The sequence below is a fragment of the Micromonospora sp. WMMD729 genome (assembly GCF_049315225.1).
Taxonomy (GTDB): domain Bacteria; phylum Actinomycetota; class Actinomycetes; order Mycobacteriales; family Micromonosporaceae; genus Micromonospora.
In genome coordinates, this window is the sequence record NZ_CP186059.1 from 2,732,432 (window position 1) to 2,748,136 (window position 15,705).

Sequence of the window (15,705 nt, forward strand, 5' to 3'; positions counted from 1 at the left end):
ATCAGCCGGTCAGCATCTGCGCGAGGACCTCGACGACGCGGCGGGTGTGCCGCCCGTCGGGGTCCTCGTCGGTGTTCAGGTCGGTCACGCTCATCCCGAGCAGCCGGTCGGCGCGGGCCAGCGGAGTGAGCAGGGCGACCAGGTCGGGCCAGCGCAGCCCGTCCGGCTCCGGGTACGTCACCGCCGGCAGGTCCCGCGGATCCACCACGTCCAGGTCGAGGTGCAGCCAGGCCAGCCCGTCGCCGTCGGCGGCCAGGCGCGCGCCGACCGCCCCGGCGTCGGCACGCAGCAGGTCGGCGGCGGGCACCTGGTGGATCGCCGGGTCGATCCGGGCCGCCTCGACGCGACTGTCCTCGTCGGTGGCCGGTCGGTGACCGAGCAGGTGCACCCGGGCGGGGTCGAGCAGCGCGTCGTCGACGCCGATCGCGGCGGCCGGGCCGTGCCCGGTGACCACCGACAGGTCCATGTCGGCGGCCTCGCCGGTCGGCGACGTGGCGCCGTCGAGGAAGTCGGGATGCGCGTCGACGAACCACAGCTCGGTCGTGCGGGGCAGGGCGCGGCAGATGCCGGGCAGGATCGCGCAATCCCCGCCGAGCACCAGTGGCCGGTGGCCGTCCGCGATCAGTCCGCCGATCCGCGCGCTGATCGCGGCGCCGGCCCGGACCAGACCGGCGGCCCCGATCACTCCGCTCGCCCGGTCCCGGCGCGGGTCCCGCAACCGGGCCTCGTCGATCTGCCCGTCGTCGTCGGCCGCCACGGCGTCGAGCAGGCCGGCCCGGCGCAGGGCGGCCGGTGCCCGCTCCTCACCGCGCCCAGCGCCGGAGGAGTCCAAAGGCGCGTCCACGACCATCCAGCGCACGCTTCGCAGCCTACCGACGGGGGCTGCTTCCTGTGGTCGGCCTGGGAGTCCTCGGATGTGCCCGCGACGGCGCGGACGAGCAGCGTACGGTGTTGGACAAGTCCGGCTTTCCAGTCAAAAGCCTCAAGGCTGTCGTCCTGGAACGCCGATGTCGAGACGGGCGAGGGGAAGGAGCGGTCGGTGATCCATCTGGCCTACCTGGACGCGGGATCGGGCAGCCTCATCGTGCAGGCCGTCGTCGGCGGGGTGGCCGGCGCCGCGGTCGCCGCCAAGCTCTACTGGCGGCGGCTGGTCGACCGGTTCCGCCGGCAGCCCACCGACCAGCGGTAGCGGTCACGGCGACGATGACGACCACACCCACCGGGGTACGCCCCGAGCCCGCCTCCTTCCGCGACCCCGCCAACCGGGTCTTCCACGTCGGCGACGAGGTGCTGCGCGGGCTCGACGCCCAGGCCGCCGCGCACTGGCGGACCCTCGCGGCCAGCCCGTTCTTTCCCGCTCTCGTGTCGGCGGGCAAGGTGTGCGCCACCGAGGACGCCCCACCGACCCTCGCGCCCGCCGACGCCGGCTGGGCGGCGGTGCTGCGCCACGAACGCATCCCGTTCGTCTCCCACCCGTACGAGTGGTCGTTCGCCATGCTGCGCGACGCCGCGCTGCTGCACCTGGAGATCCTGCGTACCGCCCTGGCCGACGGTTTCACCACCAAGGACGGGTCCGCGTACAACCTGCAGTGGCGCGGCGCGAAACCGGTCTTCATCGACATCGGCTCCTTCGAACCGGTCCGGGACGGCGAACCGTGGGCCGGCTACCGACAGTTCTGCCAGACCATGCTGTACCCGCTGCTGCTCACCGCGCACCTGGGCGTGGACTTCCAGCCCTGGCTGCGCGCCCAGGTCGACGGCATCGAGGCCGAGCAGCTCCGCCCCCTCTTCGGCGGAACCCGCCGACTGCGCCCCGGTGTGCTGACCCACCTGCACCTGCACGCCGCCATGCAGCAGCGCAACGCCGCCGCCAGCACCAGCGACGTCAAGGCCCAACTCCGGGCCGCCGGCTACTCGCGCCAGTTGCAGGCGGCCACCGTACGCGGCATCGAGAAGCTGGTCCGCCGCCTGGAGCACCGCCCGACCGGCAGCCACTGGGCGGACTACCAGCGCACCTGCGGCTACTCGGCCCGGGACCGGGTGGCCAAGGAACAGTTCGTGGTCGCCGCCGTGGCCGCCGCCGGCCGTCCGCGCCTGGTGCTCGACCTCGGCGCCAACGACGGCCGATACGCCCGACTGGCCGCCGGGCACGCCGACTACGTGGTCGCCGTCGAGCAGGATCCGGCCGTGGTCGACGAGCTGTACCGGGCACTGCGCGCCGAGGGACAGCAGCGGATCCTGCCACTGGTGGTCGACCTGGCCGACCCGTCCCCGGGCGGCGGTTGGCGTGGCGTCGAGCGCGCCGGCTTCGCGCAGCGGGCCTCGGCGGACGTCGTACTCGCCCTGGCCCTCGTGCACCACCTGGCGATCGGCCGCAACGTGCCGCTGCCGGAGGTCGTCGACTGGCTGACCGGGCTGACCGCGCCCGGCGGGGCCGTGGTGGTGGAGTTCGTCCACCCGGACGACCCGATGGCCGCCCGGCTGCTGGCCAACAAGCCCGACGGACTCTTCCCCGACTACCGGCGGGACACCTTCGAACGGCTCCTCGCCGCCCGGGGACGGATCACCGACCGGCTGGAACTGCCCACGGGCACCCGCACGCTCTACCGGACGGTGATGGGTGGCTGAACCGGCCTCGGCGACTCCGCCCGCTGCACCGCCACCCCGGACGGCGGACGGGCGGTGGGAGCGGGGCTGGCGCGGCGAGCTGGGCCGGCTGCTGGAGATCGTCGCGCTGGTCGGGCTGGTCGTCACCCAGCCACTGCTGGACGTGCTCGGGCGCAGCCCCGACTTCTTCCTCTTCCACCGCGCCGACACCGGCCAGATCCTGCTGCTGGTCGCGCTGGTGGCGCTCGTGCCCACGGTGCCCGTGGCGGCGCTGGGCGCGCTCAGTCGACTCGCCGGCCGGACCGCCCGGGCGCTCACTCACACCGTGCTGGTCGGCCTGCTGGTCGCCGCCCTCGCCGTGCAGGTGGGCCGGCACGCGACGACGCTTCGGGGCGTACCCCTGCTGGTTCTCGCGGGTCTGGCCGGGGTGGCCGGCGCGGCGGCGCACCGGCGGTGGCGGGCCCCGGGCCGCGCGTTGCGACTGGCCGCCGCCGGACCGGTGGCGTTCGTGGCGCTGTTCCTGTTCGTGTCACCCACCTCGGCGGTCGTGCTGCCGCGCGGCGACGGCGGCGCGGCCGGCACCGCCCAGGGCACGACCGTGCACCCGCCGGTGGTCATGCTGGTCCTCGACGAGCTGCCGCTGGTCAGCCTGCTCGGCGGCGACGGCCGGATCGACGCCGCACGGTTCCCGCACTTCGCCGAGCTGGCCGACGCCTCCACCTGGTACCGCAACGCCACCGGGGTCAGCGGGTGGACGCCCTACGCGCTGCCGGCGATGCTCACCGGTCGCTACCCGGCGCGGTCGGTCGCGCCGCACTACTCGCAGTACCCGGACAACCTCTTCACCGCCTTCGGCGGCCTGTACGACATCCAGGCCGAGGAGAGCATCACCCGGCTCTGCCCGCCCAGCCGCTGCGAGCAGCCGGTCGCCCCGGAACAGGGCCTCGGCGTGCTGGTGCGGGAGACCGGCAAGCTGTTCGGCCGGATCGCCGGGCCGACGGAGAGCGCCGTCGACCCGGAGGACTCGTACCGGGAGCGGACGCGGGCCGAGGCCGGCCTGGACGCCGCCGAGCCGGTGCCGGCCGACCCCAAGTTCCGCTGGGACAGTCTCGACGACAACCAGCCCGCCCGGTTCACCAGCTTCCTCGCCGGACTGAAGCCGCAGCCCCGACCCGCGCTGCACTTCCTGCACCTGCTGATGCCGCACTCCCCGTGGGCGTACCTGCCGTCCGGGGCACGGTACGACGCCCCCGAGGACCTGCCCAACGAGGGCGCCGGCTGGATCGACCTGGCCCGTCAGCGCCACCTCGCCCAACTCGGCTACACCGACCGGCTGATCGGCGAGACGCTGCGTACGCTGCGCGCCAGCGGCCTCTGGGACCAGGCCCTCGTCGTCGTCACCGCCGACCACGGGGTGAGTTTCACACCGGGCGCGCAGGGCCGGGGAATGGACGCCATCAAGGCCGCCGCCGACGAGGTGGCCTGGGTGCCGATGTTCGTCAAGCAACCGCGCCAGCAGACCGGCCGGGTGGACGACCGCAACTGGGAACACGTCGACCTGCTGCCCACCGTCGCCGACGAGGCCGGCATCCGCCTGCCCTGGCGGGTCGACGGCCGCTCCGCCCGAACGGCGCCGCGCACCGACGGCCTCAAACACTTCTACGACACCCCCGGCCAGGCGGTCACCTTCCCCGGCGGGGTTCCCACCCCTCCGCCGCTGCCGACACCGCACCCGCTGGTCGGCACCGAGGTACGCGCCGGACCGAGCGGCGGCAGCGCCCGGGTCGCCGACCTGGCCGCGTTCCGGGCCACCGATCCGGACACCGGCACCCTCCCGGCGCTCGTCTGGGGTGACGTGCCCGCCGCCGTACCGGACGGCACGCTGCTGGCCGTCGCCGTCAACGGCCGGATCGGCGCGGTCGTCCCGGTGGTGCCGACCGACCCGGGCGGCCGTCGCTTCGCCGCGCTGCTCACCGACGACCGGCTGTTCCACGCCGGCACCAACCAGCTCGACGTCTACCAGGTCACGTCCACGGGTACGCTGCGCCGCCTGACGCTGTCCTGAGCTGTCCACCGGACTGGTCGTTCGCGCCTTTGGTGGGCTTCCCGCCTGCCGGGATTGCGGGTTTCCCGGCCTGCTGGTCGGGAATCGGGTGACGCATACCTCACCGCCGAACCACGGCGGGCAGTGTCCCCCGAGCCGCAATTACGGTAGAAGCGAAGGCAATTCAACGTAGATCTGCCGGCGAAGCGAGGAACCACATGACGGAAGTCAAGCTCGACCACCCCGGCGGGCAGCTGTCGATGCCGGTGCATTCCGCGGTCGAGGGCCCCGCTGGCATCGGGGTGAGCAAGCTGTTGAAGGAAACCGGGATGACCACGTACGACCCGGGTTTCGTCAACACCGCCGCTGCCTCATCCGCGATCACCTACATCGACGGCGACGCGGGCATCCTGCGTTACCGGGGGTACCCGATCGAGCAGCTGGCCGAGAAGTCCTCCTTCCTGGAGGTCTCGTACCTGCTCATCTACGGTGAGCTGCCCACCGAGCAGCAGCTGACCGAGTTCACCGAGTGGATCCGGCGGCACTCGCTGCTGCACGAGGAGATGCGTCGGTTCTTCGACGGCTTCCCCCGGGACGCCCACCCGATGGCGGTGCTGTCGTCCGCCGTGAGCGCGCTGTCGACCTTCTACCAGGACAGCCTGGACCCGTTCGACTCGGAGCACGTGGAGATCTCCACCGTCCGGCTCATGGCGAAGGTCCCCACCATCGCCTCGTACGCGTACAAGAAGTCCATCGGGCAGCCGCTGCTCTACCCGGACAACTCCCTCGGGTACGTGGACAACCTGCTGCGCATGACGTTCGGGGTGCCGGCGGAGCCGTACGAGGTCGACCCGGTCATGTCGAAGGTGCTGGACATGCTCTTCGTCCTGCACGCCGACCACGAGCAGAACTGCTCCACGTCGACCGTCCGGCTGGTCGGCTCCAGCAACGCCAACCTGTTCGCCTCCGTCTCGGCGGGCGTGAACGCGCTGTTCGGCCCGCTGCACGGCGGCGCCAACCAGGCGGTGCTGGAGATGCTTCAGCAGATCCACTCCGGCGGTGACGACGTCCGGTCCTTCGTCCGCAAGGTCAAGGCCAAGGAGGACGGCGTCAAGCTGATGGGCTTCGGCCACCGGGTCTACAAGAACTACGACCCGCGGGCGGCGATCGTCAAGAAGGCCGCCCAGGACGTGCTGGGCCGGATGGCCAAGCCGGACCCGCTGCTGGACATCGCCATGGAGCTGGAGGAGATCGCGCTCGCCGACGACTTCTTCGTCTCCCGGCGGCTCTACCCGAACGTGGACTTCTACACCGGCCTGATCTACAAGGCCATGGGCTTCCCCACGAAGATGTTCACGGTGCTGTTCGCGCTCGGCCGGCTCCCCGGCTGGATCGCCCAGTGGCGCGAGATGATCAACGACCCGGAGACCAAGATCGGCCGTCCGCGGCAGGTCTACGTCGGCGCGGCCGAGCGGGACTACGTCCCGTTCAACGAGCGCTGACCTCCGCTTCGCGCACCACCCGCACGAGCACGACCGCAGGCCGTCGACCCGATTCGGGTCGGCGGCCTGCGCCGTGTGCGGTCGGCCTTGATCGAACCGGCTGCCGTGAAACCGGTGTGTCCCCAGGACGCCCCGGTTTCCGTGAAGTCGAGTCGACGATGTGCCGGCTCGGCGGCCCGACAGCAGCGCAGCCGCGACAGCGGCGAGGCGATGGCCGGGTGGTCCCGGCCCCGGCTGTCTGTTGCGGCTCCTGTCGAGCTGCCCCAGATATGGGGCGCGGGTTGGTGGCTGCGCCGGCACGCCCGCGCCCCTGCCCCGTTCTTGCTGCCGCGCCGTGGCTTGACCCTGACGGCCGGTCGCGCCGCGATCGCCAATGATCGACTCCAGTTCCCCGATACCGCGGTGTCCAGCTCACCGGGACCCCCCGACCTCGGCGAAGCGGAGTGGATCAAAGGGTTTCCGGTGGGGACTCCCGACCTGGTGCCGCGGATGACCGTTGTGGCGGGGCGTCGGGCGGTCGTTGGGTGTTGTGGCGGGGCGTCGGGCGGTCGTTGGGTGTTGTGGCGGGGCGTCGGGCGGTCGTTGGGTGTTGTGGCGGGGCGTCGGGCGGTCGTCGGCCGTCGTGGCTGGGCGTCTGGCGACCGCGTCAGGTCTGGCGGCGGACTCCCGGGAGCCGCCCCACATCTGGGGCAGGTCGACAGGAGCCGAATCAGACAGCCGGGGTCGTGACCCGAGCGCCGCTGTCCGGCCGGGGCGGGCGCAGCGGTCGGCGAACCTGGGGCTCAGAAGGCGGAGATGTCGCGGGCTCGTTCGCTGCGGCTGAGCGCGCCGATCAGCGCGGACTGACCGTGCCGGCGGACGGCAAGCCGGACCAGCAGATCGCGGACGGGGTCGAAGACCTCCGCGGGGAAGACCGGCGTGGGTACGCCGACGCTCACCGCCAGGTCGTCGGAGTGCACGACGATCTCCAACTGGCGGGTGAGCAGGAAGTCGGCGCGGCGCAGGGCCCAGCCCTGCCACGGAATGGGTACGACGTCCCGGGCCGCGCCACGCCCGAGCAGGTCGCCCGCCTCCTTCAGCGCGGCGGCGGAGCTGGCGTGCAGATCCGCAGGACCTCGGGCCGCGTCGGATTCGTCGTTGCTCGCGGCGACCGAGGCTTCGTCCGGGGTGCCCTCGGTGACCCAGGCGGCCCGCTCGTAGTGGTTGTCGGCTGACTCCAGGACCGGCAGGTCGCTCGGCGTCGGCAGCAGCTCCGCCGCACGGATCGCCTGCCGTCCGAGGTGGCACGCGAGGCCGCCGACGGACAGGTGCGGCAGGGCGCTCGGGCGCGACCACTGTGCGGAGACCTCGGGGTGTCGGATCAGGTCCAGCGCGATCGAGGCGGCGACCGGGAAGGCGGAATCGAGGGCGTCAACGGAACGGGACATCCGCACAGTCTGGCAGGACCGGCCGACAGGCTCCGGGCGACGGGGCCCGCTCGACGGGCACCACACCCGCCGCGCCAAGGGTGATCGACTCGGCTTTCAGGAAGTCGGGGCGTCCCCGGCACTGGGACACCCCGACTTCAAGGAAACCGAGTCGATCAACCGCAGACGGGGGGCGGGTCAGCGCAGGCCGGCGGCGGCGAGCAGGTTGCCCTCGGGCAGCGCCGGCAGGGCCCGGCCCTGGGACATGCGCTGTTCGGCACGCTCGGTCGTGAACGCGGCGTCGGTGGCGATCGCCGCGCCGTAGCTGGCGGCGGTGCGCTGGGCGATGGCGGACCAGCCGTACTGCTCGGTGACCATCCGGCGGGCACGCCGGGCCATGGCGCGGGCGCGTTCCCGGTCGGACAGCAGCGCGTCGACGGCGTCGGCGAGGCTGTCCGGGTCGTGCGGGCGGAACGTCATCCCGGTCGCGCCCGGCTCGACGATCTCGGCGAGGCCACCGGTGGCGGCGACGGCCAGGGGCGCTCCGGCGGCGGCCCCTTCGAGGGCGACCATGCCGAACGGCTCGTAGATGCTCGGCACGGCGAAGCAGTCGGACGCGGCCATCAGCGCCGGCAGGTCGGTGCCGCCCAGGAAGCCGGGCATGGTGACCATGCCGCCGAGGCCGCGGCGGTGCACCTCGGCCTCGAGTTCGGCCCGGTACGGGCCGTCGCCGGCGATCACGGCGCGCAGCCCGGGGTGCCGCTCGCGCAGCCGGGGGAGGGCGGCGACGAGGTGCTGGACGCCCTTCTCGTACACCAGTCGACCGGCGAAGGTGACCAGCGGGCCGTCCCCGGCGAACCGGGCCCGGGCCGCCGCCACGTCGCGTGCCGGCACCTTCCAGCGGTACGACTCGACGCCGTTGGCGACCACGTCGACCCGCCCGGTCGGCACGCCGAACAGGGCGTTGACCTCGTCGCGCATGTAGCCGGAGCAGACGATCACCCGGTGGGACTCGCTGGCGAGCCAGTGTTCGACGCCGTGGATGGTGCGGTTCATCTCCTCGGGCAGCCAGCCCTGGTGCCGCCCGGCCTCGGTGGCGTGGATGGTGCTGACGAGGGGGATGTCCAGATGGTCGCGCAACGTCATCGCGGTGTGGGCGACGAGCCAGTCGTGGGCGTGGATGACGTCGTACGCGCCGGCCTGGGTGGCGCGCAGGGCGGTGCGGGTCAGGGTGTGGTTGAACGCCATGGTCCAGGCGAGCAGCGAGCCGGTGGCCAGGGGGAAGGCGACGGGGTCTTCGGGGGCGCGCAGGATGCGCACGCCGTCGGCGTACTCCTCCAGGGGTGCGCCTTCGGCGTGGCGGGTGACGACAGTGACCTCGTGCCCGGCGGCGGCGAGGGCCACGGAGAGCGCGTGGACGTGGCGGCCGAGGCCGCCGACGAGCACCGGCGGGTACTCCCACGACAGCATGAGGATGCGACGGGTCTGCGGCGGCACACCAGGACCGCGCTGCGGCGGCACCGGGGAGCCCGGCTGCGCGGACGGACCGGGCGAGGTCGAAGGCTGGGGCCGGGAGGTCACGGTGGGCCGGTGGGTCCGGTCCTTGGTGGCAGCGAGCTGCTCATCGACCCGCAGGGTCGTCACATCTGTCTCCGTCCAGGCATGGTGGGGCGCGCCGGCGTCAGTGGCGGCGGAGAGGGTGGAAAAAGGGCGGCCGAAGGCCAAAGAGCACACGCGGGTGCGTGTCCCCCGACAAGCAAAGGCCATCGGACGCGGGTTCGCATCTCGAAATCGGCCATCGTGACGGAAGACACCTGAGGGTGTAGCGCACATCAGACGGGTGGATTCCGGTCACCGCCTGAAAGGATGGATTGGCGCGCCCGGGGCGGGGGCACTACCCGCTTGCGCGCGGGCGGCTCAGCCGGCGCGCACATCACCATGGCTTGAGGGAGCGACATGCAGGTCTGGCCGGGCGAGCGGTATCCCCTGGGCGCCACGTACGACGGGATGGGCACCAACTTCGCCATCTTCTCCGAGGTGGCCGAGCGGATCGAGCTGTGCCTGTTCGACGAGTGGGACACCGGCGCGGAGCGCCGCGTGGAGCTGCGTGAGGTCGACGCGTACGTGTGGCACGCGTACCTGCCGGGCATCGAGCCGGGGCAGCGCTACGGCTACCGGGTGCACGGGCCGTACGACCCGGCGAACGGGTTGCGCTGCAATCCGCACAAGCTGCTGATCGACCCGTACGCCAAGGCCATCGACGGTGACGTGACGTGGGACCCGGCGGTGTACGACTACGAGCTGGGCGACCCGGAGCGGATGAACGAGACCGACTCGGCGCCGTTCATGCCCAAGTCGGTGGTGGTGAACCCGTACTTCGACTGGGGCAACGACAAGCCGCCGCGCACCCCGTACCACCACTCGGTGATCTACGAGGCGCACGTGCGCGGGCTGACCATGCGGCACCCGGACATCCCGGAGGAGCTGCGCGGCACGTACGCGGGGATCGCCTCGCCGCCGATGATCGAGTATCTGACCCGGCTCGGGGTGACGGCGATCGAGCTGATGCCGGTGCACCAGTTCGTGCACGACCACCGGCTGCACGACCTGGGGCTGCGCAACTACTGGGGTTACAACACGATCGGCTTCTTCGCCCCGCACCACGGCTACTCGGCGCTCGGCCGCCTGGGTCAGCAGGTGCAGGAGTTCCGGGGCATGGTGAAGGCGCTGCACGCGGCGGGCATCGAGGTCATCCTCGACGTGGTCTACAACCACACCGCCGAGGGCAACCACCTCGGGCCGACGTTGAGTTTCAAGGGCGTGGACGCGCCGAGCTACTACCGGCTCAGCGAGGAGGACCGGCGCTACTTCGTCGACTACACCGGCACCGGCAACAGCCTGAACGTGCGCTCCCCGCACTCGCTGCAACTGATCATGGATTCGTTGCGGTACTGGGTGACCGAGATGCACGTCGACGGGTTCCGGTTCGACCTGGCGGCCACCCTGGCCCGCGAGTTCTACGAGGTGGATCGGCTCTCCACGTTCTTCGAGGTGGTGCAGCAGGACCCGGTGGTCAGCCAGGTGAAGCTGATCGCCGAGCCGTGGGACGTCGGCCCGGGCGGCTACCAGGTGGGCAACTTCCCGCCGCTGTGGACGGAGTGGAACGGCAAGTACCGGGACACCGTGCGGGACTTCTGGCGCGGTGAGCCGGCGACCCTGGCCGAGTTCGCGTCGCGTATCTCCGGTTCGGCCGACCTCTACCAGGACGACGGCCGCCGCCCGTTCCACAGCATCAACTTCGTGACCGTGCACGACGGGTTCACGCTCACCGACCTGGTGTCGTACAACGACAAGCACAACGAGGCCAACGGCGAGGAGAACCGGGACGGCGAGAGCCACAACCGGTCGTGGAACTGCGGCGTGGAGGGTGACACCGACGACGAGGCGGTGCTCGCCCTGCGGGCCAAGCAGCGGCGTAACTTCCTGGCCACGATGATGCTGTCGCAGGGCGTGCCGATGATCGGCCACGGCGACGAGTTGGGGCGTACCCAGCACGGCAACAACAACGCCTACTGCCAGGACAGCGAGCTGGCCTGGATCGACTGGGACAACGCCGACGAGCAGTTGCTGGACTTCGTGCGGATGCTCACCGACTTCCGTAAGCGTCACCAGGTGTTCCGCCGCCGCCGGTTCTTCACCGGCCTGCCCGTCGGCGGGCGGGACGTCGACGCCCCGCTGCCGGACCTGGCGTGGCACACCCCGGACGGGCGGGAGATGACCGGCGAGGACTGGGGCAACGACTTCGGCCGCTCGGTGGCGCTGTTCGTCAACGGCGAGGGCATCCGCGAGCGCGGCCAGTACGGCCAGCGGCACCACGACGCCTCGTTCCTGTTGTGCTTCAACGCCCACGACGCGCCGCTGGACTTCACCATGCCCGGCGGCGAGTACGGGCAGAAGTGGGAACGGGTCATCAGCACGGCCGACCCCGACCCGGACGACGCCACGGTGATCAGCGCGGGCGGCACCATCCGGGTGCCGGACCGGTCCCTCGTCGTGTTGGAGAGGATGATCTGACATGCCGGCCACCCCTCCCAAGGCCACCTACCGCGTCCAGGTCCGCCCCGGGTTCGACCTGGACGCCACCGCCGCGATCCTCGACTACCTGCACGATCTCGGCGTCAGTCACCTCTACACCGCCCCGCTGCTGGCCGCCACGCCCGGCTCGCAGCACGGCTACGACGTGGTCGACCACCGCGTTGTCAACCCGGAACTGGGCGGGGAGGCGGCCCGGCAGCGGCTGCTGCGCGCCCTGCGCGACAAGCAGCTCGGCCTGGTCGTCGACATCGTGCCGAACCACGCCGGGGTCGCCGTCCCGCCGGCCAACCCGGCCTGGTGGGACGTGCTGCGCCGGGGACGCGACTCGTCGTACGCGAGCTGGTTCGACATCGACTGGGACCGGGGCCGGCTGCTGCTGCCGGTCCTCGCCGACGACCCGGCCGCCCTGGACGACCTCAAGGTCGTCGACGGCGAGCTGCGCTACCACGAGCACCGCTTCCCGATCGCCGACGGCACCGGCGACGGCAGCGCCCGCGAGGTGCACGACCGGCAGCACTACGAGCTGGTCTCCTGGCGGCGTGGGGACGCCGAGCTGACGTACCGCCGGTTCTTCGCCATCGCGGGCCTGGCGGGCCTGCGGGTGGAGGACCCGGCGGTGTTCGCCGCCGTACACGAGCTGATCCTGCGCTGGGCCGCCGACGGCGAGGTCGACGGCATCCGCGTCGACCACCCGGACGGCCTGCGCGACCCGGCCGGCTACCTCGCGCGGCTGCGCGAGGCCGCGCCGGACGCCTGGCTCGTGGTGGAGAAGATCCTGGAGTACGGCGAGGAGCTGCCGGACTGGCCGGTGGACGGCACCACCGGCTACGACGCCCTGGCCATGGTCGGTGGGCTCTTCATCGACATCGACGCCGAGGGCGACTTCACCGCCCTGGACAACCGACTCACCGGGCAGCGCACCTCCTGGGAGGACCTGACCCATACGACCAAGCTGGCCGCCGCCACCCAGCTGCTCTCCGCCGAGCTGACCCGGCTCGCCGCCCTCGCCCCCGAGGTGCCGACCGAGCAGGCCCGCGCGGCGCTCGCCGAGCTGGCCGCCGCGTTCGACGTCTACCGCGGCTACCCGCCGCACGGCGCCCGGCACCTCGCCGCCGCCCGCTCCGAGGCCGGCCGCCGCCGCCCCGACCTGACCGGCGCCCTGGACGCGATCACCCGCCGGCTGCGCGACCCCGACGACGAGCTGGGCATGCGGTTCCCGCAGCTCACCGGCGCGGTGATGGCCAAGGGCGTGGAGGACACCGCCTTCTACCGGTGGACCCGCTTCGTGGCGCTCAACGAGGTGGGCGGCAGCCCCGCCCACTTCGGCGTGCCGCCGGCCGAGTTCCACCGCTTCGCCGGAGCCCGCCAGGTCCGCTGGCCCGCCAGCCAGACCACCCTCTCCACCCACGACACGAAGCGCGGCGAGGACGTGCGCGCCCGCCTCGCCGTACTCAGCGAGCTGCCGGGTCGGTGGGCGGAACAGGTCACCACCTGGATGGAGTACGCGCCGCTGCCCGACCCGGCGTTCGCCCACCTGCTCTGGCAGACGGCCGTCGGCGCGTGGCCGATCGAGCGGGAGCGGCTGCACGCGTACGCCGAGAAGGCCGCCCGGGAGGCCGCGGCCTCGACCAGTTGGGCGGACCCCGACCCGGGCTTCGAGCAGGCCATGCACGCGGTCATCGACCGCATGTACGACGACCCGAGCCTGCACGACGAGCTGACCGAACTCGCCGCCGCGATCACCCCGGCCGGCTGGTGCAACTCCCTCGGGCAGAAGCTGATCCAACTCACCATGCCCGGCGTCCCGGACACGTACCAGGGCACCGAGCTGTGGGACAACTCCCTGGTCGACCCGGACAATCGCCGGCCGGTCGACTTCGACGTACGCCGAGAGATGCTGGCGCGGCTCGACGACGGCTGGCGTCCCCCGGTCGACACCGACGGAGCGGCGAAGCTGCTCGTCGTGTCGCGGACGCTGCGCCTGCGGCGGGCGCACCCGGAGCTGTTCACCACCTACCGGCCGGTGCCGGCGCACGGCCCGGTGGGCCGGCATGTGGTGGCCTTCGACCGGGGTGGCGTGATCGCCGTGGCGACCCGACTGCCGCTCGGCCTGGCACGCGCTGGCGGCTGGTGTGACACAGCTCTGTCGCTTGGTGTTCACGAGGTGAAGGACCTGTTCACCGGTCGGGTCTACAGTGGCGGGGAGGTCCCGTTGGACAATCTCCTTGCGGACTATCCCGTTGCTCTGCTGGCTCCTCCCACCGCTGCCGAGGAGGCCTCGTCATGACCGAATTCTCCGTCTGGGCGCCGGACGCCAGCCGGGTGCGCCTGCGCCTGGCCGGCGACACCGACCACGACATGCGCGCCACCGCCGACGGCTGGTGGACCGTCGAGGTGCCCGACGCCGGCCTCGACTACTCCTTTCTGCTGAACGACGACGAAACCCCACTGCCCGACCCCCGCTCCCCGTGGCAACCTGCGGGTGTGCACGGGCCGAGCCGCCGCTACGACCACAGCGCCTTCGCGTGGTCCGACACCGCGTGGACGGGGCGGCAGCTGCCCGGCAGCGTCCTGTACGAGCTGCACATCGGCACCTTCACCCCCGAGGGCACCTTCGACGCGGCCATCGACCGCCTCGACCACCTGGTCGACCTCGGCGTCGACCTGATCGAGCTGCTCCCGGTCAACGCCTTCAACGGCGAACACAACTGGGGGTACGACGGTGTCTGCTGGTACGCCCCGCACGAGCCCTACGGCGGCCCGGACGGCCTGAAACGGTTCGTCGACGCCGCCCACGCGAAGGGGTTGGGGGTGATCCTCGACGTCGTCTACAACCATTTCGGGCCCTCCGGGGCCTACGCGCCGCGGTTCGGCCCCTACCTCGCCGAGCAGAGCAACAGTTGGGGTCGCTCGATCAACCTCGACGGCCCGCACTCGGACGAGGTACGCCGCTACATCATCGACAGCGTGCTCATGTGGCTGCGCGACTACCACGTCGACGGGTTGCGGCTCGACGCCGTGCACGCGCTGCCGGACTCGCGGGCTGTTCCGATCTTGGAGGAGCTGGCGGTTTCCGTCGAGTCCTTGTCGACGCACCTGGGCCGGCCGCTGTCGCTGATCGCGGAGTCCGACCTGAACGACCCGCGGCTCATCACGCCCCGGGAGGCGGGCGGGTTCGGCCTGCACGCCCAGTGGAACGACGACGCTCACCACGCCCTGCACACGCTGCTCACGGGGGAGCGGCAGGGCTACTACGGAGACTTCGGCTCGCTGGAGACGCTGTCGGACGTCCTCACCGGCGGGTTCTTCCACGCGGGCACCTGGTCCAGCTTCCGCAACCGCCACCACGGACGGCCCCTGGACTCCCGCGTCCCCGGTCACCGGCTGGTCGCCTATTTGCAGAACCACGACCAGATCGGCAACCGGGCCACCGGTGACCGGATCTCGGCCTCGTTGTCGTCTGCGCTCGTGCGGGTCGGGGCGATGATCCTGCTGACCGCGCCGTTCACGCCGATGCTGTTCATGGGGGAGGAGTGGGCGGCCTCCACGCCGTGGCAGTTCTTCACGTCGCACCCCGAGCCGGAGTTGGCTTCTGCGGTGCGGACCGGGCGGCGGCGGGAGTTCGCGTCGCACGGGTGGCCGGAGGGGGACGTGCCGGACCCGCAGGACCCGGAGACGTTCGTGCGGTCCCGGCTGGACTGGGCCGAGCTGGACAAGCCTGAGCATGCGTCGATGCTGGCGTTCTACCAGCGGTTGATCGCGTTGCGGCGGTCGGTGGCTGACCTGTCGGATCCTCGGATGCATGCTGTTTCCGTGCAGCACGGGGACCAGTTCCTGCTGATGCGGCGGGGGGACACGTTGGTTGTCGCCAACTTTGCGGGGCGGGGGCAGGGGGTGTCGTTGCCTGGGGTGGCTCGGCGGGTGTTGCTGGCCACCGGTGAGGGAGTCACGGTGATGCGGGACCGGATCGAGCTGCCGGCAGAGACAGCGGCGATCGTGGCGTTGTAGGCATTCGTGACACTTTTTCGAGAGCATACGGTTTCTCCTATGG

General features: G+C 72.0%; 10 protein-coding genes. 7 read left to right on the forward strand and 3 right to left on the reverse strand.

Annotated elements, in window-relative coordinates; genetic code table 11:
* Position 1: 1 nt before the first annotated feature.
* A complete protein-coding gene (locus tag ACN263_RS12530; RefSeq protein WP_422740693.1) occupies positions 2-850 on the reverse strand; it encodes an arginase family protein in 849 nt (282 codons plus the stop codon).
* A 189-nt stretch (positions 851-1,039) separates the two neighbouring features.
* Between ACN263_RS12530 and ACN263_RS12535 the strand changes: the two genes are divergently transcribed.
* From ACN263_RS12535 to ACN263_RS12550, 4 genes are all read left to right on the forward strand, one after another.
* The gene (locus ACN263_RS12535) at positions 1,040-1,189 is read left to right on the forward strand and encodes a hypothetical protein (RefSeq protein WP_007459587.1); all 150 of its coding nucleotides are present in this window, start codon (positions 1,040-1,042) and stop codon (positions 1,187-1,189) included.
* Between the two features lie 14 nt (positions 1,190-1,203).
* The gene (locus ACN263_RS12540; protein ID WP_422739972.1) at positions 1,204-2,628 is read left to right on the forward strand and encodes a class I SAM-dependent methyltransferase; all 1,425 of its coding nucleotides are present in this window, start codon (positions 1,204-1,206) and stop codon (positions 2,626-2,628) included.
* The gene (locus ACN263_RS12545; RefSeq protein WP_422739973.1) at positions 2,621-4,672 is read left to right on the forward strand and encodes a sulfatase-like hydrolase/transferase; all 2,052 of its coding nucleotides are present in this window, start codon (positions 2,621-2,623) and stop codon (positions 4,670-4,672) included. Before ACN263_RS12540 ends, ACN263_RS12545 begins: the two co-directional genes overlap by 8 nt.
* A 197-nt stretch (positions 4,673-4,869) precedes the next feature.
* Positions 4,870-6,153: a citrate synthase gene (locus ACN263_RS12550; RefSeq protein WP_422739974.1), complete on the forward strand. Its 1,284-nt coding sequence runs from the start codon at positions 4,870-4,872 to the stop codon at positions 6,151-6,153.
* Between the two features lie 782 nt (positions 6,154-6,935).
* On the opposite strand, the gene ACN263_RS12555 is transcribed toward ACN263_RS12550, so the two are convergent.
* Positions 6,936-7,580: a maleylpyruvate isomerase N-terminal domain-containing protein gene (locus ACN263_RS12555; protein ID WP_422739975.1), complete on the reverse strand. Its 645-nt coding sequence runs from the start codon at positions 7,578-7,580 to the stop codon at positions 6,936-6,938.
* Positions 7,581-7,757: 177 nt separating this feature from the next.
* Positions 7,758-9,203 (reverse strand): glycosyltransferase family 4 protein, encoded by a 1,446-nt coding sequence (locus ACN263_RS12560; protein ID WP_422739976.1) that lies wholly within the window; start codon positions 9,201-9,203, stop codon positions 7,758-7,760.
* Between the two features lie 312 nt (positions 9,204-9,515).
* On the opposite strand from ACN263_RS12560, the gene glgX reads away from it, so the two are divergent.
* The 3 genes from glgX to treZ are packed head-to-tail and all read left to right on the forward strand — an operon-like array spanning position 9,516 to position 15,662.
* The gene (gene glgX, locus ACN263_RS12565) at positions 9,516-11,633 is read left to right on the forward strand and encodes a glycogen debranching protein GlgX (RefSeq protein WP_422739978.1); all 2,118 of its coding nucleotides are present in this window, start codon (positions 9,516-9,518) and stop codon (positions 11,631-11,633) included.
* Between the two features lies 1 nt (position 11,634).
* Complete coding sequence (gene treY / locus ACN263_RS12570) at positions 11,635-13,941, forward strand: malto-oligosyltrehalose synthase (RefSeq protein WP_422739979.1); 2,307 nt, start codon at positions 11,635-11,637, stop codon at positions 13,939-13,941.
* Positions 13,938-15,662 (forward strand): malto-oligosyltrehalose trehalohydrolase, encoded by a 1,725-nt coding sequence (gene treZ / locus ACN263_RS12575; RefSeq protein ID WP_422739980.1) that lies wholly within the window; start codon positions 13,938-13,940, stop codon positions 15,660-15,662. The genes treY and treZ overlap by 4 nt, the downstream gene beginning before the upstream one ends.
* Positions 15,663-15,705 lie beyond the last annotated feature (43 nt).

Coding starts and splice junctions, on each gene's coding strand:
- ACN263_RS12530 (WP_422740693.1), bottom strand. CDS start 850: ATGGTCGTGGACGCGCCTTTGGACTCCTCCGGCGCTGGGCGCGGTGAG.
- ACN263_RS12540 (WP_422739972.1), top strand. CDS start 1,204: ATGACGACCACACCCACCGGGGTACGCCCCGAGCCCGCCTCCTTCCGC.
- ACN263_RS12550 (WP_422739974.1), top strand. CDS start 4,870: ATGACGGAAGTCAAGCTCGACCACCCCGGCGGGCAGCTGTCGATGCCG.
- ACN263_RS12555 (WP_422739975.1), bottom strand. CDS start 7,580: ATGTCCCGTTCCGTTGACGCCCTCGATTCCGCCTTCCCGGTCGCCGCC.
- glgX (WP_422739978.1), top strand. CDS start 9,516: ATGCAGGTCTGGCCGGGCGAGCGGTATCCCCTGGGCGCCACGTACGAC.
- treY (WP_422739979.1), top strand. CDS start 11,635: ATGCCGGCCACCCCTCCCAAGGCCACCTACCGCGTCCAGGTCCGCCCC.
- treZ (WP_422739980.1), top strand. CDS start 13,938: ATGACCGAATTCTCCGTCTGGGCGCCGGACGCCAGCCGGGTGCGCCTG.